At 49.3% G+C, this 19364-nt stretch carries 13 protein-coding genes; 9 read left to right on the forward strand and 4 right to left on the reverse strand.

The window, feature by feature from the left end; all coding sequences use genetic code 11:
• Window position 1 precedes the first annotated feature (1 nt).
• From tcmP to B7991_RS06120, 5 genes are all read left to right on the forward strand, one after another.
• On the forward strand, window positions 2–1102 hold the full coding sequence (gene tcmP, locus B7991_RS06105; protein ID WP_088630048.1) for a three-Cys-motif partner protein TcmP: 1101 nt from the start codon (window positions 2–4) through the stop codon (window positions 1100–1102).
• A complete protein-coding gene (locus tag B7991_RS06110; RefSeq protein ID WP_088630049.1) occupies window positions 1103–1831 on the forward strand; it encodes a DUF5131 family protein in 729 nt (242 codons plus the stop codon). It begins immediately after the preceding gene.
• Window positions 1832–1879: 48 nt separating this feature from the next.
• Window positions 1880–2296, forward strand: coding sequence for an FISUMP domain-containing protein (locus B7991_RS15095; RefSeq protein WP_254917866.1), 417 nt, complete (start codon window positions 1880–1882; stop codon window positions 2294–2296).
• Complete coding sequence (locus B7991_RS15100; RefSeq protein ID WP_254917867.1) at window positions 2274–2549, forward strand: FISUMP domain-containing protein; 276 nt, start codon at window positions 2274–2276, stop codon at window positions 2547–2549. The genes B7991_RS15095 and B7991_RS15100 overlap by 23 nt, the downstream gene beginning before the upstream one ends.
• Before the next feature lie 183 nt (window positions 2550–2732).
• Window positions 2733–4079: an RNA-binding domain-containing protein gene (locus B7991_RS06120; protein WP_088630050.1), complete on the forward strand. Its 1347-nt coding sequence runs from the start codon at window positions 2733–2735 to the stop codon at window positions 4077–4079.
• A gap of 7 nt (window positions 4080–4086) precedes the next feature.
• Here the strand turns inward: B7991_RS06120 and B7991_RS06125 are convergent, their stop codons facing one another.
• Both B7991_RS06125 and dnaN read right to left on the reverse strand, forming a co-directional pair.
• A complete protein-coding gene (locus B7991_RS06125) occupies window positions 4087–4809 on the reverse strand; it encodes a tRNA 2-thiocytidine biosynthesis TtcA family protein (protein WP_041260116.1) in 723 nt (240 codons plus the stop codon).
• A 158-nt stretch (window positions 4810–4967) separates the two neighbouring features.
• Window positions 4968–6089: a DNA polymerase III subunit beta gene (dnaN, locus tag B7991_RS06130; protein WP_014546038.1), complete on the reverse strand. Its 1122-nt coding sequence runs from the start codon at window positions 6087–6089 to the stop codon at window positions 4968–4970.
• A gap of 216 nt (window positions 6090–6305) precedes the next feature.
• Between dnaN and B7991_RS06135 the strand changes: the two genes are divergently transcribed.
• The 3 genes from B7991_RS06135 to B7991_RS06145 all read left to right on the forward strand — a co-directional run bounded on the left by B7991_RS06135 (window position 6306) and on the right by B7991_RS06145 (window position 9524).
• Complete coding sequence (locus B7991_RS06135) at window positions 6306–6587, forward strand: hypothetical protein (RefSeq protein ID WP_088630051.1); 282 nt, start codon at window positions 6306–6308, stop codon at window positions 6585–6587.
• Window positions 6588–6696: 109 nt separating this feature from the next.
• Window positions 6697–7392, forward strand: a complete 696-nt coding sequence (locus tag B7991_RS06140) for a M23 family metallopeptidase (RefSeq protein ID WP_235003064.1) — start codon at window positions 6697–6699, stop codon at window positions 7390–7392.
• 596 nt (window positions 7393–7988) lie between these two features.
• Window positions 7989–9524, forward strand: a complete 1536-nt coding sequence (locus tag B7991_RS06145) for an Rne/Rng family ribonuclease (RefSeq protein WP_085491757.1) — start codon at window positions 7989–7991, stop codon at window positions 9522–9524.
• A 204-nt stretch (window positions 9525–9728) separates the two neighbouring features.
• Here B7991_RS06145 and B7991_RS06150 read toward each other — a convergent pair whose 3' ends face one another.
• Window positions 9729–13385, reverse strand: coding sequence for a fibro-slime domain-containing protein (locus B7991_RS06150; protein WP_235003063.1), 3657 nt, complete (start codon window positions 13383–13385; stop codon window positions 9729–9731).
• Window positions 13386–13674: 289 nt separating this feature from the next.
• The gene (locus B7991_RS06155; protein WP_235003066.1) at window positions 13675–17541 is read right to left on the reverse strand and encodes a fibro-slime domain-containing protein; all 3867 of its coding nucleotides are present in this window, start codon (window positions 17539–17541) and stop codon (window positions 13675–13677) included.
• 403 nt (window positions 17542–17944) lie between these two features.
• Between B7991_RS06155 and pta the strand changes: the two genes are divergently transcribed.
• Complete coding sequence (gene pta / locus B7991_RS06160; RefSeq protein WP_088630055.1) at window positions 17945–19348, forward strand: phosphate acetyltransferase; 1404 nt, start codon at window positions 17945–17947, stop codon at window positions 19346–19348.
• Window positions 19349–19364: the final 16 nt, after the last annotated feature.

The raw sequence follows: 19364 nt of genomic DNA on the forward strand, positions 1-19364 counted from the left end.
TATGCCAGAATTTTTTGAAGGTTTCAATGATTCGACCAAAGCCAAGCTTAGTATATATAAAGCGTATATCAAAAGATATCTCAAGGTATTAAGTAAAGCGTATAAACTGCCCTGGAATAAAAAAGATCGAATTTATATAGCTGATTTGTTTGCTGGCCCTGGCGAAGATGAAAATGGAAATCCTGGTAGTCCAAAGATATTGATGGACTATCTTTCGCAAACATTCTTGGATGGATTGCGTGTGAAGATTTGCTTTAATGAGATGAACCCCGAAAACTTCAAAAAATTGAATGCTTTAGTTGCAGAACACAAAATTCAAAAGACAAGTTGGGTAAAGATAAATGTTCAGAATCAGGATTATTCCGATTTTCTTCCTCTAATAATTGAAAATCATAAAACGCATAATTATTTCAAAAGGTTTTTCTTTATAGACCCTTTTGGTTATAAGAGTATACATCTTAATGATATAAAGAAAATTTTAAGTGATGGGGATACGGAACTTTTGCTTTTTTTACCCTTATCTCATATTTACCGATTTAAAAGTAATGAAGGTGAGACCAATGCCGTAAAGACTTTTTTAGAAGAATTCATCTCTGTACCGGAACTATATACAATAAAAAGCGATGTAGCCTTTCTTAGAAATATTTTAGATACCCTTCGAAACAAATTGAAGGTTTTTGTAGATAGTTTCATTATCCAAGATAATGCTGGTAAGGGACATAATTGTTTGATTTATTTTTCTAGTAACCGTAAAGGGTTGGAAAAATTTGTTGAAGCGAAATGGGAAATAGACAAGGAAGAAGGAACTGGATATGATAAGAGAAACCAAGGGCAAGAATCATTTCTTGAATCATTCTTTAGGGATCGTCTAGAAGATAAATTGATATCCTACTTAAAAACAGGTTCAAAAACAAATATACAGATTCGAGATTTTTGCTTTGAACATGGTTCCATGCCTAAGCATGGTAATGCGGCATTGAGAAAATTTGCCGAACAAGGGAAAATTCAAGTTTGTGCATACGATGAATCTAAAAAAATTAGACAGAATGCATTTTATCTTGATGATGATAAAATGGAAAGAATATATGTCAAGGCTATCTAGATGAAGACTACGAAGATTGAATGGACTGATCAGACATGGAATCCGGTTACAGGGTGTGACCGTTTATCTGAAGGTTGTGCAAATTGTTATGCGGCTACCATGTCTTTGCGTTTGCAGAATATGGGGCTTGATAAGTACAAAAACGGCTTTGATGTTACAGTACACGAAGAATCCTTAGATGAACCTCTTCATTGGCGTTATCCCAGCAATATCTTTGTATGCTCCATGAGCGACTTGTTCAATGAAAAAGTCCCTTTTACTTTTATTGATAAGGTTTTCAAAACAATCAAGAAGGCCACGAACCACCGTTTCCAAATTCTCACGAAAAGAGCGGAACGAATGGAAGAGTTTTTTAAAACTCGAAGTGTGCCGGATAATGCTTGGATTGGAGTAACTGTTGAAAATGCTGTTCGTAAAAGTCGTATAGCAGTATTGCGTAAAATAAATGCCAAAGTTCGCTTTCTTTCTTGCGAGCCCTTGTTGAGTGACCTTGGTGAAATAAACCTTGATGGAATCCATTGGGTTATTGTTGGAGGCGAAAGCGGCCCTAAGGCAAGGCTGATGCAAAAAGCATGGGTTGAAAATATCCAGAAACAAGCTTCGGAACAGAATGTTGCGTTCTTCTTTAAACAGTGGGGTGCATGGGGCGTTGATGGTGTTCGCCGTTCCAAGAAGGAAAATGGAAAACTTTTAAATGGGAAAATTTACCAAGCAATGCCAAAGGTGTGATAAGAAGAGTTTGAAAAGTTTAGGAACTAAATTTTTTAAATTCTCCCTATGCGCATCCCATTTCATTCCTCTTTCTTTATCACCTCTCTTTTCTTCCTCCTCTTGGCTTGTTCCGAGTCCTTCACGGATTCGCGTGACGGGCAGAGTTATGATGTTGTGAAGATTGGCGATCTCACGTGGATGGCGGAAAATCTGAATTACGAAACGGAAACAAGTGCTTGCCCAGATGGTGATACTCGCAATTGCAAACGGTTGGGGCGGCTCTATACATGGGCGGAGGCGAAAACGATTTGCCCTGAGGGATGGCGCCTCCCAACGAAGGCGGACTTTGCGGCACTCATTTCTGCGGTGAATCTCGCAACTTCTGGGGATGCCGCGACGTCTCGTGCTGGCAATTCCGGCGTGGTCCCGAATAAAGTTGGCGCGGCTTTAAAGGCAAAGGATGGTTGGTTCAAAAAAAGGTAACGGCTCCGATGAATTCGGATTCAACGCGCTCCCGGCGGGATATCGCAGCGCTGTTTTGAAAGCAGATGATGGTGCAATTACGGGTGGCAAGTTCGATGGCTTTGGCGGTTACGCGTATTTTTGGAGCGCGACCGAAGATCCTGAAAATCCAGAATCGAATGCGTATTATTTGTTCTTGTCGTTCAGCAGTGATGCTGCGAGTTTGAATGCGTTCGCGAAAGAGGACTATCGTTCTGTGCGCTGTGTCCGGTAAAATCCGCGCATTGGTGTCAACAAAATAATCCTATTTGTAAAATTTTCCCACACCCCTTGCCACATCTGGCGATATTAGGTACATTAATGCAGCACGTGATTCTCTGTCAAATGGAGAATCGCGTCTTTTTTTATTCTGGGTTTCTGGAATAAGGGGACGCCTCAACAGCCCAATGGAGGCGTAATGAACAAAGAAAATCATCTTGTTGAATACAAGCGCGAATTGTCCGAAACCTTTGAGCGTTCTGTAATCGCTTTTTTGAATTCTACAGGTGGACACATCTATATTGGAGTCAATGACGATGGCTCTGTATATGGCGTAAAGGATATAGACCATGTGCAGCGTCAAGTGGCTGATAGAATTTTGAACAATATCAAGCCGAATGCTATTGGGCTCTTTGAAGTCGTGACGGAGGAAAAAGACGACAAGGGTATTGTTCATGTGGCGATTTCTGGTGGTCCCGAAAAGCCGTATTACCTGAAAAAAGCTGGTATGACGTCCGAAGGTTGCTTTATGCGTGTGGGGAGTTCAGTCCATGGAATGAGCGAAAAGATGATTCTAGAGACTTTCGCCTCTCGCGCAAAGATTTCTCTTGCTAGAATTCCGGCCCCGCGGCAGGATTTGACATTTAGCCAGTTGAAAATTTACTACGAAGAAAGTAAAAAGCCCTTGAATAGTCAATTTGCCAAGACTCTAGAATTGCTTACTCCCGATGGGAGATACAATTACAACGCTTATCTCCTTGCTGATGAAAACGGTGTGTCGATAAAGGTGGCGCGGTACAAAGGCGCGGACAAGTACGACCTTATTGAAAATGAAGAGTTTGGCTATTGTAGTATTATCAAGGCTGTAAAATCGGTGCTCACGCGATTGAAAGTGGCGAACATTACTCATGCAAAAATCACTCCTATGGAGCGTATCGAAAAGCCTTTGGTTGATCCGGTTGCCTTGCGTGAGGCTGTAATCAATGCAGTCGTTCATAATGATTACACAAAAGAGGTTCCGCCCCTGTTTGAGATTTTTTCTGACAGGATGGAAATAACGAACTACGGTGGGTTAGTGGAAGGCCTTTCGAAAGAAGATTTCTTCAACTGTTGCTCGATGCCGCGCAATCGCGAACTTATGCGTATTTTCCATGATTTAGATATGGTCGAACAGCTTGGGAGCGGTATGCGGCGTATTCTGCGCTCCTATGACGAAAAAGCTTTTTCGTTTACGGATCATTTCATGCGGACTTCGTTCTATTTTGAAGGTCAACAGCGGTTGGGTGATAAGTTGGGTGATAGGATAAATGATAGGATAAATGATAGGATAAATGATAGGTTAAACGATAGGATAAATCTTACGGAAACAGAATCGCTGATTTACGCAGAAATAAAACGGAATCCGTCTATTACGGTTCCCTTGCTTATGCATGAAACGGGTTATTCCGAACCAACGATTAATAGAACTTTGAAGGCTTTACGGGAAAAATCGTACATTGCCCGCATTGGTTCTCGAAAGAATGGACGTTGGGAAATCTTGCAATAAAGCGGTCTTACAATAAATAATCCATTCTAATATTTCGCATGCTTTCGAATAAATTAGCTTTTAGCGTGGAGCTTCCTTTCGTCAAGCTCTTGATTTCTTCGCGGATGGTCTTGCGGTGGCTTGCTTTCGAGAATTCGCAGGTGCAGGTGAACTTGCGAATGTCTGCGTCTTCGGCGTAGGCGATGATTTCGCTTTCTTCGCAGTAGCAGAGCGGGCGGATAATGCTACACGGGTACTTTTCGTATGGCACCATGGGCGGCATGCCGCTGAACTCGCCCTTGTATAGCATGTTCATCAAAAGCGTTTCGACGATGTCGTCCATGTGGTGGCCGAGTGCAATCTTGTTGAAGTTGTTTTCGCTTGCGAACTTGATGAGTTCCGTGCGGCGCTGCGTGCTGCACCAGTAGCAATTGAGCTTGCGACCTTCCTTGAGGCGCGCTTCTACGGCGACATCCTTAAAGTAAAATGGCACTTGCGGGTATTCTTCTGCCATTCGTTGCAAAAATTCGCGGGGGGCCTTGTCTGCAAAATCGCTTTGGATGTGGATGGCGGCAAGTTCGCATTTTGGCCCGAATTTGCCGAGTCGCGCGGCGAGCTCCATCAACAACACGCTTGAATCCTTGCCACCGCTTGTGGCAATGAGCACGCGGTCTCCGTCTTCAATCAAATTGAAGTCGTGAATAGCTTTCGTGATTTTCTTATTGACTCTCTTGCGTATTTGACTCGACATAATTACTTTATCCAAAACGCGCGCGTTTTTCTTTGCGCGCGGCAGTCCCGATTAATTCTCTCGGCAATTCCGATTAAACTTGGCGCACTTCCATTTGCAGATACATTCCACTAAAAAAGGCTCTCTCGCGAGAGCCCTTAAATCTTTCCGAACTACGATTAGTTGTCGGTGAGGTGCGTCGGCATCAACAAGAACGAGAAGTTCATGTTCTCGCCAACCGGCTCGATGATGCAAGCGCCAAGCGGATTGTTCATCTTCATGATGACTTCTTCGCTCTTGCACATGCCGAGGATTTCTGCGAGGAACTGGCCGTTAAAGCCAATGCAGAAGCTGCCTTCGCCGTTGTGCGTGATAGCGAGTGCTTCGCGAGAATCGCCGCCGACATCCGGGTCCGTTGCGCTGAGTTCGAGGATGTTACCGTCGAACTGCAAGCGGATCTTGCGGGTGCGAGCGTTGGCCATAGAAATCACGCTGCGGATCTTGTTCTGGAATTCCGTGGTGTTGGCCTGTGCGGTACGTTCGAACTGCTGCGGGATCACAGAGCGGTAGCTCGGATACGGTCCTTCGTAGAGCTTCGAGATGACCTGGATGGAACCCGTGTTGAAGAGGATGTGCGTTGCAGACGTGCGGACTTCAACCGTGGAATCGCCCTTAGCCATGTGCAGGATGTGCTGCAAAGCCTTGTGCGGGATGATGACGCCGTTCGAAAGTTCTGCGCCTTCCTGGTCGATGGCGGCGCGGCCCAAACGGTGACCGTCTGTTGCGACCATGGAAATCTTGCCGTCCTTTGCTTCGAGGAACACGCCGTTCAAGCTCAAGCGTGTGGAGTCGGTAGATGTTGCAAACAATGTCTTTTCGGCGAGGAATGCAAGTTCGCTTGCGGCGATGTTCAATGTTTCGCCATTTTCAATTTCCGGGAACGGCGGGAAGTCGTTCGCGTCAAAGCCGATGATGCTTGCCTTACCGCGTTCGCTCCACTGGATCTTCACCAGGTAATCCTGTGCGTCAAAAGTGATGTTCGTGATGCTCGGGTCCACGAGGCTCTTCACTTGATCGAACAGCTTGCGTGCGTTGATGACGACTGCGCCATCACGTTCGCCCTGCACTTCCACCTTGACCCTGATACCGAGGTCGAGGTCTGTAGCGCTCACTTCGAGGAAGTTGCCTTCGAGGCGGAGCGAAAAGTTGTTGAGGATCTGGATGGTGGACTTGTTCGGAACGGCGCTAATTGCCGCTTGCAGTGCATCCTGCAAAACATTCTTCTGGATAGTGAACTTCATTAATTAGCCTCTCTGGATGATCATTGTTCCTACGAAAAACACAACGACAATGATGGCGAGGAGTACGATGACTCGTTTATCCAGCGCGTTTGACTTCTTTGGAACGAATTTTTTGACGTTTTGCTTTGCTCTTCTGCGATCGCTGCGACTCATAGAAAAATCTCCGTTGTTTTATATCGAAAAATCTACTATTTTAAAGGCTAGTCGGATGAAATTATGAACGAAAATACTCTAAATAAGCTGAAAATTACGGCTAAAGGCTGTGCATCCAACGTGCTTTCGCGCGTGGAGCTGTCCATGGTGCAGTCCAAGCTCAAAACCAAGTTCCAATTGCTCGGGCAAAAGGTTTACGAGGCTATCCGTGAAGGCCGTCTGGACGAAATCAAGGACGACCCGTCCGCTGTCGAAACGGTAGGTGCCATTTTCGAAATCCAAAAGCAGGTTGCAGAACTCGAGCAAAAATTGAACAAATCCGAAGGTTCTAGTGAAAAAGCTTGAGGTCCACATTTATCCGAACAAGGATTCGCGTGGGAAAACTGTTACTTTCTCGGTTAGAAAAGCAATTATTTACTTTGTCTTAACTATCTGTGCGATCCTTGGATTCATTATGTTCTCGCCAGTGCAAATTGTGGAGAATTTGTCTAACGGCAACCTGATGGATGTCTATCACCAGAATTCGGTCATCAAGGACGAAATCAAGAAAATCCGTACCGTGGTCGATACGACGATTTTGAAGGTTGAAGAAACACGTGTTGTCCGCGATAGTACACTCAAATTGGGTGGCCTTGGTTTCACGCTTGAAAATGTTCCTGAAGACGAGTCTCCGAAAAAGAATTTGCATGCAATGAGGTCTACATTCCGCAAGACGCTGAACAAGCTTGAGGCTGATTCTGCGCTTGCCGCGCATGTCCCGGTGTTGCATCCGCTCAAGAATCATCACGATATCAAGGCTCGTTTTGAAATGGTTTTCGATGCGTTCACGGATCAGGAACTCCCGCACAGAGGTGTGGACTTTTTGGCTGCTGAAGGCGATACGGTCTACGCGCCGGGTGCCGGTACTGTTGTCGAGGTTCGCAAGCATCGTGGCTTTGGGCTTTCGATGAAGATTGAGCACATGGAACATGTGAAGACATTCTATGCGCATCTCGGTGAAACGCTTGTGAAGCAAGGCGCTAAAGTTCGCCGTGGCGACCCGATTGCTCTCATTGGCAAGAGCGGGCTTCAGTCGAGTCTCGGCCTGCATTACGAAATCCGCGTGAACGGAACGCCTGTCAACCCGGAAGATTACTTTATTACAAAATAGCCGTTAGTAATTGGTTGTTGGTCGTTAGTCATTAGTTATTGGTTGATTGTCATGCTGGACTCTGTTCCGGCATCACCACTTTTCTCTCGCGTTGTTCGTCATTCTGAGTGAAACGAAGAATCCAGTGACTTTCATCCACTTTTGTACTTTCGCTTCGCTCAAGTACCAATAGTGTGCAAGGTTATGACGCAACTGAATACTTGTATTCAGATATGGCATAACCGCAGCCACGAACGCCAACGGCGTTAAATGCTGGTCTCGGTCATGCCAAAACAAGTTTTGTCGCGACTTTGACGCTTTGCGTCATGCAAAACGGCTCAGTTATAGGTCCGCAAGCGGCCCTGCAACATTCGCCTTGGAGCATACTCGACCTACGCATTTGTCCTACTTCCTAATTCTCCCTACATTTTCCCTTCTCTCGTCTCTCGTCTCTCGTCTCAAGTCTTCCTACTTATTATATTTTAGGTCCCCAGGCTCTGCTTTGCAGGCGGGCGGTACTTTCCGTCAAGAAACATCGGGAGCTCGGATGCGGTCCATACTTTTGGACTGGTCTTGGGGATTTCTATCAAGTTTTGCTTTACCCTTTAGGAGTTTTAATGGCAAATAAGTGTAAGCGCGGAATCTTGATTAGCAAAACACCGTACGAAAAGCGCATCGCGATCATGGAAGATGGCGAACTTGCGGAATTGGTTGTTGAAGGTGTTTCCTCTAATCGAGTTCTGGGCAATATTTATAAGGGTGTCGTTCAGAAGGTGCTCCCCGCACTCAAGGCGGCATTCATTGACATTGGTCTTGAGAAGGCTGGCTTTTTGCATCAGGAAGACGCCATGGACCGCAACGAACTGTTGCGCCGCGAATATGGTGACGATGATGATGAAGGCGATGCCTCTAAGGAAATTTCGATCGACGAAATTCTTCAGGAAGGCCAAGAAATCATGGTGCAGGTGGTCAAGGAACCGATTAGCACCAAGGGTGCTCGTTTGACGACACACTTGAGCTTTGCTGGCCGCTTCCTGGTCTGCATGCCGGGTACAAATTTCGTCGGCGTCTCCAAGCGTGAACGCGATCCGGTCAAGCGCCGCGAGTTCAAGAAGGTCGTGCGCCGCCTCAAGGGTCGCGACGTGGGCTACATCGTCCGCACCAACGGCCTCAACGAATCCGAATTCGAAATCAACAAGCAGATGCGCGAACTCGAAAGCAAGTGGGAACAGACGAAGTACAACTTCGAAACCATGCCGCCCGAGACCTGCATCTACGAAGAATCCGATTCCATCGAACAGACGGTTCGCGAATACTTCGGCGACAACACGGACTACGTGTATATCGACAACCGCGACGAGTACTTTGCTCTCCGCGATTACCTGAAGGTTCTCTCTCCGGATAAGCTCGACAAGGTCAAGCTCTGGAGCTCTAGCGAAAGCTTGTTCGAATACTTCAAGATTGAAAACGACTACGCTCGCTCCTTGCAGCGTCAGGTCCCGCTTCCGCGCGGTGGCAACCTCGTTATCGAACAGACCGAAGCTCTCGTCTCTATCGACGTGAACACCGGTCCGAAGGTTCATGGCAAGGACCAGGGCAAGATCATTCTCGAGACAAACCTCGATGCTTGCCACGAAATCGCAAAGCAGCTGCGTCTCCGCGATGTGGGCGGCCTCATCATCATCGACTTCATCGATATGGAAACCGATGAAGACCGCGAAGCCGTCTATCAGGAATTCCGCAAGGCAATCCGCCGCGACAAGGCCCCGATTAGCCCGGCCCCGATCAGCCAGTTCGGCCTCATGGAAGTCACCCGTAAGCGCGTCCGCGTGAACCTGATGACCGAAAAGACCGAATGCTGCCCGGTTTGCAACGGCAGTGGCCGCATTGCAACGCTCGAATCGACGCTCGGCATGATCGACCGCTGGCTCGCCCGCGCCCATACCAAGGGCCGTCTCCGCGAAGTCACCCTCGTCGTGAGCGCTCCGGTCATCGATGTGCTTTGCAAGGACTTGAACCGTATGTTCAACTATCTGGAATACAAGCATAACATCAAGATTTCCCTTGTGGAAGATGAATATGCCCACATCAACCAGTTCTGGATGTACGACAAGAATAACGAAGACATCACGGACCTGTACAACTTCGCATAAGTTGTCATCCGCGATTCTCGCGCAGACATTCCCGCGTTAAACGCAAAAAGTCCCAGCTCCGCTGGGACTTTTTGCATTGTCATCCCGGCTTTACTCTTTGTCATTCCCGCGAAAGCGGGAATCTCCCTTTTAGCACTTATCCTTAAAATTCCACACAAAAAAAAGACGCCTGCGTTGCAGGCGCCTTTTAGAGAGAACGAAACTTTATTCATTCAAGTCGATGGTAAAGCCCTTGGTCTTTCCGTGACGCACACCCCAGATGAAGTCTTGCGTGCGGTCAGCGACGGTCTTTCGGCCGATTTGAATCTTGTACGTAAGTCTAGCGATGTAAACTCCAGTACCGACCAGTCGTCCGTTTTTCGACTTCATGTTCCAGGCGAGGAATATCTTGCCATCATTGTCGTCGTCAAGGCAGTTGCCATTGAACAGGCTGTCAACACAACTGATCTTGTTCGAAGTGCTGTTCACGAACACGCCAAGGCTTGTGAAGTATTGAGTCTTGTATTCGAGCGTTGTCCTCTTGGCATATTCCCTCGAAACCTTTTCGATGATGGACGCGTTGCCATTTGCGATGCCGGTAACATCGGTCGCCTTGATGACTCCGCTCTTGTAGGCGCTTACGATTTCGTCACCAAGCTTGTATTTCTTGTTGGCGTTGTCGATGCTGATGGCGCCTGTCTGGACTTCGGTCAAAATCATTTCGAGCGTTTTGCCGTTCTTTTCAATGTTCTTGTTGTTGACGCTCTTGATGGCCGAGGTGAGGTTCGTGACTTCATCCTTAACAAGGCTCGAAAGGCTCAATTCTCCGAGGTAGTGGCCCTGCGTGCCGTAAGATGTCGCGACTTCCTTTGCGGTAAGCGGTCTTTCGTCCTGGACAATCTTTGGAACGGTCGGGCTCGAGCTTCTGATAATCGTTCTCGAAGAATCAGATTCGCCAATCGTTACGACCGGTGCGCTCGTGATGACCACGTTCTGTTCGCCAGCGATGCGGACATACGGGTTTTCTTCAGGAGTGCTTCTGTGGAGCAGGTCCATGTGGATGCCCGGAATCATCTTGATGGAGTCGCCCATGACAGGGATGTTGGCCTTGTCATTGTTCGTGCTTCTAAAGATGAGTCTCCATTTGGCCTTCGAAAGCTTGGCATAAATATCCGGAACGATATCGAATCTTTCTGTGCCAGATTGTCTGAAGAAGTACCTGAATACGCTGGCGTCGGCATCGTTTTCGCAGTCCAGACCTTCACTGAATGTGAGCAGGAGAACTGTCGAACCGTCGTCACTGTAAGAGATGTCGGCAGATGTAATCACAGGGCCGATGGAATCGAGCACATCGCTTGTGAGGCTGATGGGCGTTGACTTGCCAAGTCCTTCTGTGTACAGCCAGTACGGCGTAATCTTTCCGCTATAGACCTTGTCTGTGCCACCGGTAAACGGAACCGTGCCAAACCCGCCTTCAGAAGAGACAATCGCAATGGAGCTGTCGATGTCGTTAGGCGTAATGTTGCCTACAATCGTCTGGAACTTTTCGCCAAATTCCAGCTGCACGGAATCCATGCGGACCATGCTTGCGTTCAGCGTGCCATACGGCTTGGAGAGCTTGGCGTAAACGCTGTCGCCGCGGCCGTCTCCATTTCTGTCGAAGATGCAGGCAAACGTGATTTGCGGGACCGGCGGTTCCTGGAACGAAATGTTTTCCCAGATGGCTTGCTTCGTTTCGTCGGCGCTGCTGACAAGGAGTATTAAGCCGTCCTTGGGGGCGATTGCCTTGACGTAGAATGTCGCCTTGCCGTTCTTCAACGTGATAGCGGTAATCTTGTTGCCGTTTTCATCGCAAGGGATAAATACTGTCTCGTTGTTCGTCTTGATATACACGATATCGTCAAATGCCGATCCGTCGGCGAACACGATGTTTACGGGGTAGCGGGTGTTCACCCATTGGCCGATAGGTTCCGTAGTGCCGTCCACCTTGTCGCCGAGGAGAGTCCAGTCGCTTCTAGCGTAATTGATGGGAGGCGATGCATACTTGTCGATGACGAAGGTGATTTCTTCGTACTGAGTTTCGTCCTTCTGCAAGGAGAAACGCAACTGGTATGTTCCCGGCGGGAGAGCGCGTTCCCTCTTGATGAGGGCCGTATCGATGGTGAAACCTGTAAAGCCCGGCTTGATGGTTATGCCGCCGTACCAGACGCCTACGCTATCCAGGGCAACGCCTTCGGAATAAGCGCCGCTACCGATCAACGTGAAGTTCGAGGGGGCTTCTACAGTGTCCTTGATGGTCGTGCCGGAGAAGTCGCAGGAAAGTGCCTGTTCACGGATGATCTGGTAAATTTGGTAGTCGAGAATGGTTGCTGTAGAGAGGTTCTTGTAGAAAAGGCTAGCTTCGGTCTTCAAGTCGATGGAGGTTCTCATCATGAAGTTCGAAGAAGACGTGTGGCGTTCGGCGTAGAAAATGTGGAACGGGTAGTTTTGACCTTCGACGAGCTTTAGCGTATCGAGATCGACTGCGCCTGAAACCTGCGAATGCTGGCCACCGATATCAACAACGAGGCGGTTGTTGATAAATACCCAGACGTCATCGTCACCGAGGAATTCGAAGTATTGCCCAGGAACGTATTCAAACGTTGCCTGGATCTTCATGGCGAAACCGTAATTGTGTTTCTTGTTGTGGCCAGTGATATTGTCGAAGTAGGGGTTCGGGACTTTACCTTCGGCATCGAGGTACTGGAAGTCATCGAGCAAGAAGAGGCCACCTTCGGGGCTGTTACCGTCTTTCTGGCCAAGCCAGAGGCCGTCATCCTGGAGTTGCAATTCGATTGAGCGGCAGGTGGCGTTGGTGTACTGCTTGCCGTCTTGCTGGGCGACCACTTCGGGCAAGAACCACTTGTCGAGATGAGTCGTGATTTTGCAGTTTTCGGGGAAGTTGGCTGCCGGTACAGGGACTCCGTTGGCGCCGAGCTGTTCCTCGACCATGCCTTTCATGTAGCCTCTGTTCTTATCGTCTCTGGCATTGCTTCCGCCGCATCCGCCGGAACCGAAGTCGGCGCTTACGCCGTTGGCGGGGTCGCCGTTTTTGCCGGCTTCGGCGCCGTCACCCTTGGTGCCGTGGAGCCAGTCAAACATCATCACCGGGAGCGTCTTGGTGGGGCAATCGCCGAGGATGCCCGGGTACTTGTCGTAAATGGTAGTTGCTGTGCCGATTTCCTTGCCTGCCTTGACCCAGATGGTGTCTTTCTGGGCGGCTTCGTCGAGCGTCAGGAGAACGGCCTGTGCTATAGGGGCTGTCTTGGAGGAGTAATGTTTGTCGGTGACGTATTCATGCCCGATGGTCTGCTTGAAGTAGACCTGCAGTGAACCGCTAGGCGGTGTAATTTTAGCTTCGAACCATCCGCAGTAATTCTTGACGGTCGTCATCTTGACGGAGTCGCCTCCAGCGATATGGAGAATGGCGGAGGTGTTTGTCCAGGGAGCGAAGAAGCGGATGACCTTTTTCTTTGCGGCTGTAGGAGTGCCTGTTTCTGGCGGGGTAATGGGATCGGGGCTGTTCGCCTGCGTGACGGTCAGGTCGTTAATGGTAATGATTAAGTCACTGCCGACAGCTTGCTGGCCTTCAAAAATCGAAATGCTGCCAATTGCTTCTGTGGCTCTGCAAAAGCGGCTGGTGTAAAAGGTGAGTTTTGGGGTGTTGGTGGCACCGACGCCGTTGACGCCGACGTAGAACATGTCTTCGCTGTAGCTTCTGAGCTGGGTACAGTCCGAAGTCCTGTTGCGCGCGCCATCTTTGTATTGCATGACGACGTAGAGCTTTGCTCCACTGTTCTGTGTCGTTTCGTTTTTAACAAGAATATTGTAATCAGCGGCCATTGAAGGAATGACTGCACATAAGAGTAATAAAATGAAACTGAAGACAATATTTTTACACCGCATCCACAACTCCCTGAAGATGTTACCCTAATAGAAAATACACTCATTATTGTGATTTTTATCAAATTTTTTTAACCAAATTGTAAAATAAATTGCGAAGATTGCAACACGGGAATGGGGCTTTTGTTGCTAGGGTGAAAAGTTCCGTTTTTTGCAGGATAAATGTCTGTAGCCACTAAAAAAGCACCCTTTAGGGGGTGCTTCTAAGATTAAATGTATTGAACCTTGTCTATTTGAAATCGTCAATCGTAAGGTTCGGATGGCGGAATCCCAGGATGAAGTCCTGCGTGCGCTTGGTGATCTTCTTGCCGTTTACGATGAGGCGGATTTCGAGACGGGCGATGTAGACGCCGGTTCCGACGAGTCGACCCTTCTTGGAACGCATGTTCCAGGCGAGGAAGAGGTGACCTTCGTTTCCGAGGCAGTTGGTGGCGCCTTCTGTCTTGAAAATCTCGTCATTGCAGGCGATTCGTCCTTCGTCCTTGTTGATGTAGTGGCCGAGGCTTGAATAGTAAGTGGTCTTGTAGCTAAGTTCTGTCCTGTCGGCCAGGGATTCTGCAATCGTCTTGACGTCTTCGGTGGTGCCGTGCAAGTAGTTGTTCAGGTTGTTCTTGTTCAAGAGCCCATTGTTGTAGGCCTTGATGATCGTTTCGTTGAGCCCGAACCTCTTTTTGGCTTCTTTCGTCGTGATTTCCTTCCTGTCCAGCATGGAAATGATCGTCTCCAGCGAAACAGATGTCGATGGGCTTCCGTTCTTGACGGCTTCCTTGTCTTCGAACTTGGTGGAGCTCTTGACGACCTTCACGATTTCACTGATTTCGTTTTCGACGAGTTCGGACATGTTCATGTCGCCAAGGTAGTGGCCCTGCGTACCGTAAATCTCGCCGACCTGGTTTGCGGTGAGAGGTCTTTCGCTGTTGACGATTATCGGGACGGTTGCGTTTGGACTGCTGACAATTTCCTTGGTCTTGTCGAAGTTCGGGGAATCCTTGTGCATGGTGACGACTGCAGGGGTCGTGACTGTAATGCGCTGCTCGCCGGTGATGCGTACCCACGGGTTCATTTCGTGTGCCGGGTTACCGATGAGGTCAAGTGCAAGCCCGCCTTCTGAAGGAGGCTTGATGCGGATGGAGTCGCCGACGATGGGGAGGATATCCGAAGCGGATTTCTTGGAGAAGATCAGCTTCCAGCGGTTTGCCGGTGTTGTGGTGATATATTCCGCTTCCTGGACGATGGAGGAGAATGCGCCGCTGCCGTAGCTGCGGTAGCCGAACAGGCCGGCACTTGCATTTTCGGAGGTGAGGCCTTCGCTGAAGGTGAGCGAGAGTACGGTCTTTCCGTCATCGGTGTATGCAATTTCTGCAGCCATGATGATGGGGCCGATCTTGTCGCCAAGGATACCGTCCATGGAGGGGTACGATACCTTGTGGTCTTCAGGGTTGGTGTAAGTGTAGTGGGCTGTGATTTTGCCGGAGTAGGGCTCGTAAGCGCCACCTGTAGAAATGTCGATGCCAAAGCCGTCGCCGCTTGCAACAAACGAAAGTGACCTGTCGCCATCCTTGTAATCTGGCTTTAAATGTTCATAGCGGGTATTGCCGAATATAAATGAAATGGAATTCAGGACACTGTTGCCACCAAGCGGCTTGTTGAAACTCACCCAGATGCTATCGCCACGGCCGTCGCCGTTCTTGTCGAAAATGTATGCCGTGTCTACGCGCGGGACCGGAGGTTCAATAATGTTGATGTTCGTCCAGTTGATGCTTTTGTTCTTGGCAGATGCTGTCGATACGGTTAAGGTGCCGTTCGTTATGGCGGCGTTTGCCTTGATGTAGAACGTGTTCTTGCCGTCGATGAGCGTAAATTCGCTATTCGCAAGCGGAGTGCCGAGAGAGTCGCAGGCGACTAGGTTCGGATCCGATGACGCGACCTGGACTGTAATTCCGGTGTAGCTTGAGGCCCAGTCTTCAACGTAGGTGACGTTGACGGGGTAGATGCGGCCTGCCCAGAGCTGCTTTTCGTTCTTGTCCAAAGTAATGGGGAGCGTGTCGCTGCTGACGTCACGGCTGGCTTCGTTTCCGAGCGGCTTCCAGTACTTTTCAAAGCAGACGGTATCCTGGTTGATGACGTCTGCCATAATGCAGTAGCTGGAGTCAATGATGTTTGCATAGGCGATGTTCGGAAGTTCCGTCGGCGGGATGGTGAAGTAGACATCCTTGTATTCCTTCGGATTGTTCTTAAGCGAAACGCGTACAAAGTATGTTCCCGGCGGGAGTGCCTGTGCACGGGAAATTGTTTTTGTATTGATCGTGAGCATCGTATAGTCGTTTGTGACTGTAATGCCGCTGAAGTAGACGGAATCGAGCTTGCTTATGGCAAAGCCGCTTGGCGAAAGGCTCTTTCCGAACAAGGTAAAGTTTGAAGGTCCGCGTTCCGTGCGCTTTGTCTCGGAGTTTGCGGAGAAGTCGCAGGCGAGAGTCTTTTCGCGAATGTTCTGCCAAACTTCCTTCTTGATAAGCGTGGAATCTGTCGAGTGGTCGGTGAGAAGCATGCTGGATTCTACCTTCAGGTCGATAGACGTTCTCATCATGAAGTTCGACTGAGTGCGCTTGCGTTCGGCATAGAAAATGTGGAACGGATAAGTTTCACCCGGCGTAAGTCCCAGATCGTCGAGGTTAACGGACTTCTTGATCTTTTTGTGCTGACCGCCGATATCGACAACGAGCTTGTTGTCGATGAATACCCAAACGTCATCGTCGCCGTTGAATTCGAAGTACTGGCCTTTGATGTAGACAAATTCAGCCTGGATCTTCATGGCGAATCCGTAGTTGTGGTAACCCGGAATATCGCTTGCGCCGCTGATGGAATCGTAGTGGGGGTTTTCAATCTTTTGGGCTTCGTCTAGCCAGCGGAAATCGTCGAGCAAGAAGAGTCCGTGTTCCGGGCTTTCGTCATCCTTTTGGCCAAGCCAGAATCCGTCGTCTGTAAGCGTGAGTTCCAAATCGCGGCATGTAACGTTTGTGTAAGAATTCGTACCGTCGTTATAGAGCTCTTCGGGGAGGAACCAGCTGTTCAGGTGGGTGGAATTCTTGCAGTTCTGCGGGAAGTTCTTTGCCATCACAGGAACGCCGTTCGGGCCAAGCTGCTTTTCGACCATCCCTGTGACCGGAGAACCTTCGCAACCGCCCTGACCAAAGTCCTGGCTTACCCCTGTTCCAAACATGGGAACTCCGCGCATGTCGAATCCTGTACGTCCGGCGCCGCCAGAACCGTAGTTGAGGCCGTTCTTGGAGCCGTCGGAATTCATGGAACCGTCATACCAGTCGAACATCATCACGGGGAGAATTTTCGGGAGGCATTCGCCAAGAACGCCTGGGTATGTTGCATGAACTTCAGGAGCGCCGTACTGGTATGCAACGACCCAAACCGTGTCGCTAATGGCAAGGGCAGAATCCAGATTGATCGGCGTGATTGTCGATTCGTCTTCGGTGGTGCCTTCGGCGCCAACAAATGTTGTACCGATAGTCTGCTTAAAGTAAACGTTGGCCGTGGAAGGCTTTGTAAGCTTTGTCTCGAACCATCCGCAGTACGAGGGGAGCGAGCTCATGTAGCTTTCGGCGCCATTCATGTAGATGATGGCGTTCGTGTTTGTCCATGGCGTTAAGAAACGGATATGTTTCTTGGGCTTGACCGCGACCACTGGTTTCGTGTCGGAAATCGTCAGCGTCTTGTCTTCGTTGATGACAATCCAGACTTCCAGTTTTTTTGTCGGGGTCACACCGTCTGTATAGCTTCCGTCTGTGTACTCCGGGAAAAGTTCGCCCAATAGAGGCTTGTTGTCAGGACTTAAGTCGATGCGGCATGTGTTGCCGCTGCAGCCTTGTCCGAACTGAAGTCTGCGAGTATCTTTCTTGCCGTTAGCAAGACGCTCGTTGGTGAATTCGATGGTAAATGTACCATCTTCGTTTTTTTCAACGGCCTTGTACACGAAATTGCTTTCGTTGTCGGCATAGTACAAGACGTTGCCTTCTTCGTAAATGATGTGTGCAACAGCAACCGTCTGCGCAAAGGCGTAGGCACTGAATATAGCCAAACACACCAAGACCCTGTAAAAAAGTCCACTGATCCTCATCCGTGACTCCTAATTATTAAATCCCCTATCCCACAGTGTTTTCCCATACACTTTCGACGCCAAAGATAACAATAAAATTATGTTGTCAATAGAGCTTAAATAGTTATTACATCGAAAAACCGCTCGTTTGTGAAAATTTTTGGCATTGTAAACAGAAATTAACATGATTTTTTCTTGCGTCATTCTGACGCCGAAGGCGGAAGACTACTCAGAAGGCGAGTGTTGCAAAAATGAGGCTCATTTTTATAACCGAGCCAAGGAGTAGGGGCGTCGCACCATCCAGTCATGTCTCGTTATTCTATGAATATTCTTGTCCGCCAAGCAAAAAAATCCTACCTTTACACTCGTAAATTCAAAATTGGAGATTAAAATGAATCGTGTTTACCTAGTTGCCACGGCTGCCTCCAACATGGAAGCCAAAGTCCAGGAACTTGTCGACGCTGTTACCAAGGCTGGTCTCATCGCTACAGTCTACAAGCCGCTCGAAGTTTTCAATGCTGCCGATAGCGTTGCAGAAATCAAGGCCGGCAAGTCTGCCGTGCTCATGGAAAAGATCTGTGCCGATTTCCTCAAGCAGGATTTTGACGATGTCGACGCTGTTGTCGTCGAAGGTGCAACCGGCATGAACGATGTCATTGCTCACAAGTTTAACGACGACCTCGCCTCTGCCCTCGATGCAAAGATTTTTGCCGATGGCGAAGATGCAGAACTCTTCTGCCCGAAGCGCTTGCTCCGTTGCGAAAAGTGCGTTGCTGGCGACCTCGCAGAACCGGCTGCTGAACGCCGCGTAAGCCAGGCCATGTTCCGCGCAAGCCTCCTTTCCAAGGCTTCCAAGTGCGTGAAGCGCATTGTGCTCCCGGAAGGCTCTGAACCGCGTACCGTGCAGGCTGCTTGCCTCGCTGTCGAACGCAACATCGCCGTGCCGGTCCTCATCGGCAAGAAGGCCGATATCGAAGCTACCGCAAAGTCTGTGGGCGTAAAGCTCCCGGCTAACATCGAAATTATCGAACCGAGCGCAGAACTTGCTGAAAAGTATGTGCCGACTCTCGTGGAACTCCGCAAGGCAAAGGGCATGACTCCGGAATCTGCACGCGTTGCTCTTTCTGACAACGTTATGCTCGCTACGATGATGCTCAAGTTCGGTGAAGTCGATGGCCTCGTTTCTGGCGCTATCCACTCTACCGCCGACACGCTCCGCCCGGCTCTCCAGATTATTCGTACCGCTCCGGGTGTGAAGTCCGTGAGCTCCGTGTTCTTCATGTGCATGAAGGACAAGACCTACATCTACGGCGACTGTGCCATCAACCTGAACCCGCTCGCCGAAGAACTCGCCGATATCGCTCTCCAGTGCGATGACACGGCAAAGGCTTTCGGCCTCCCGAGCCGCGTTGCCATGCTTTCTTACAGCACCATCAATTCGGGCAAGGGCCCGGATGCAGACCTCGTTGTGGCCGCTACTGCCGCTGCAAAGGCTGCCCGCCCGGAAATGCTCATCGATGGCCCGCTCCAGTACGATGCTGCAACAGTCCCGAGCGTTGGCGCCCTCAAGGCCCCGAACAGCCCGGTCGCTGGCAAGGCTACCGTGTTCGTGTTCCCGGACCTCTCTGCCGGTAACATCGGTTACAAGGCTGTGCAGCGCTCTGCCCACGGCACGATCGCTATCGGCCCGATGCTCCAGGGCTTGGCCAAGCCGGTGAACGACCTTTCCCGCGGCGCCCTCGTCGAAGACATCGTTTACACGATCGCTTTGACTGCTGTGCAGGCCCAGAAATAACTCTCTACATTGTCAT

The organism is Fibrobacter sp. UWB3 (assembly GCF_002210405.1).
Taxonomy (GTDB): domain Bacteria; phylum Fibrobacterota; class Fibrobacteria; order Fibrobacterales; family Fibrobacteraceae; genus Fibrobacter.

What these genes read in the sequence shown, in the direction of transcription:
- tcmP (WP_088630048.1), top strand. Translation starts at nt 2, where the DNA reads ATGCCAGAATTTTTTGAAGGTTTCAATGATTCGACCAAAGCCAAGCTT.
- B7991_RS06110 (WP_088630049.1), top strand. Translation starts at nt 1,103, where the DNA reads ATGAAGACTACGAAGATTGAATGGACTGATCAGACATGGAATCCGGTT.
- B7991_RS15095 (WP_254917866.1), top strand. Translation starts at nt 1,880, where the DNA reads ATGCGCATCCCATTTCATTCCTCTTTCTTTATCACCTCTCTTTTCTTC.
- B7991_RS15100 (WP_254917867.1), top strand. Translation starts at nt 2,274, where the DNA reads ATGGTTGGTTCAAAAAAAGGTAACGGCTCCGATGAATTCGGATTCAAC.
- B7991_RS06120 (WP_088630050.1), top strand. Translation starts at nt 2,733, where the DNA reads ATGAACAAAGAAAATCATCTTGTTGAATACAAGCGCGAATTGTCCGAA.
- B7991_RS06125 (WP_041260116.1), bottom strand. Translation starts at nt 4,809, where the DNA reads ATGTCGAGTCAAATACGCAAGAGAGTCAATAAGAAAATCACGAAAGCT.
- dnaN (WP_014546038.1), bottom strand. Translation starts at nt 6,089, where the DNA reads ATGAAGTTCACTATCCAGAAGAATGTTTTGCAGGATGCACTGCAAGCG.
- B7991_RS06135 (WP_088630051.1), top strand. Translation starts at nt 6,306, where the DNA reads ATGAACGAAAATACTCTAAATAAGCTGAAAATTACGGCTAAAGGCTGT.
- B7991_RS06140 (WP_235003064.1), top strand. Translation starts at nt 6,697, where the DNA reads ATGTTCTCGCCAGTGCAAATTGTGGAGAATTTGTCTAACGGCAACCTG.
- B7991_RS06145 (WP_085491757.1), top strand. Translation starts at nt 7,989, where the DNA reads ATGGCAAATAAGTGTAAGCGCGGAATCTTGATTAGCAAAACACCGTAC.
- B7991_RS06150 (WP_235003063.1), bottom strand. Translation starts at nt 13,385, where the DNA reads ATGGCCGCTGATTACAATATTCTTGTTAAAAACGAAACGACACAGAAC.
- pta (WP_088630055.1), top strand. Translation starts at nt 17,945, where the DNA reads ATGAATCGTGTTTACCTAGTTGCCACGGCTGCCTCCAACATGGAAGCC.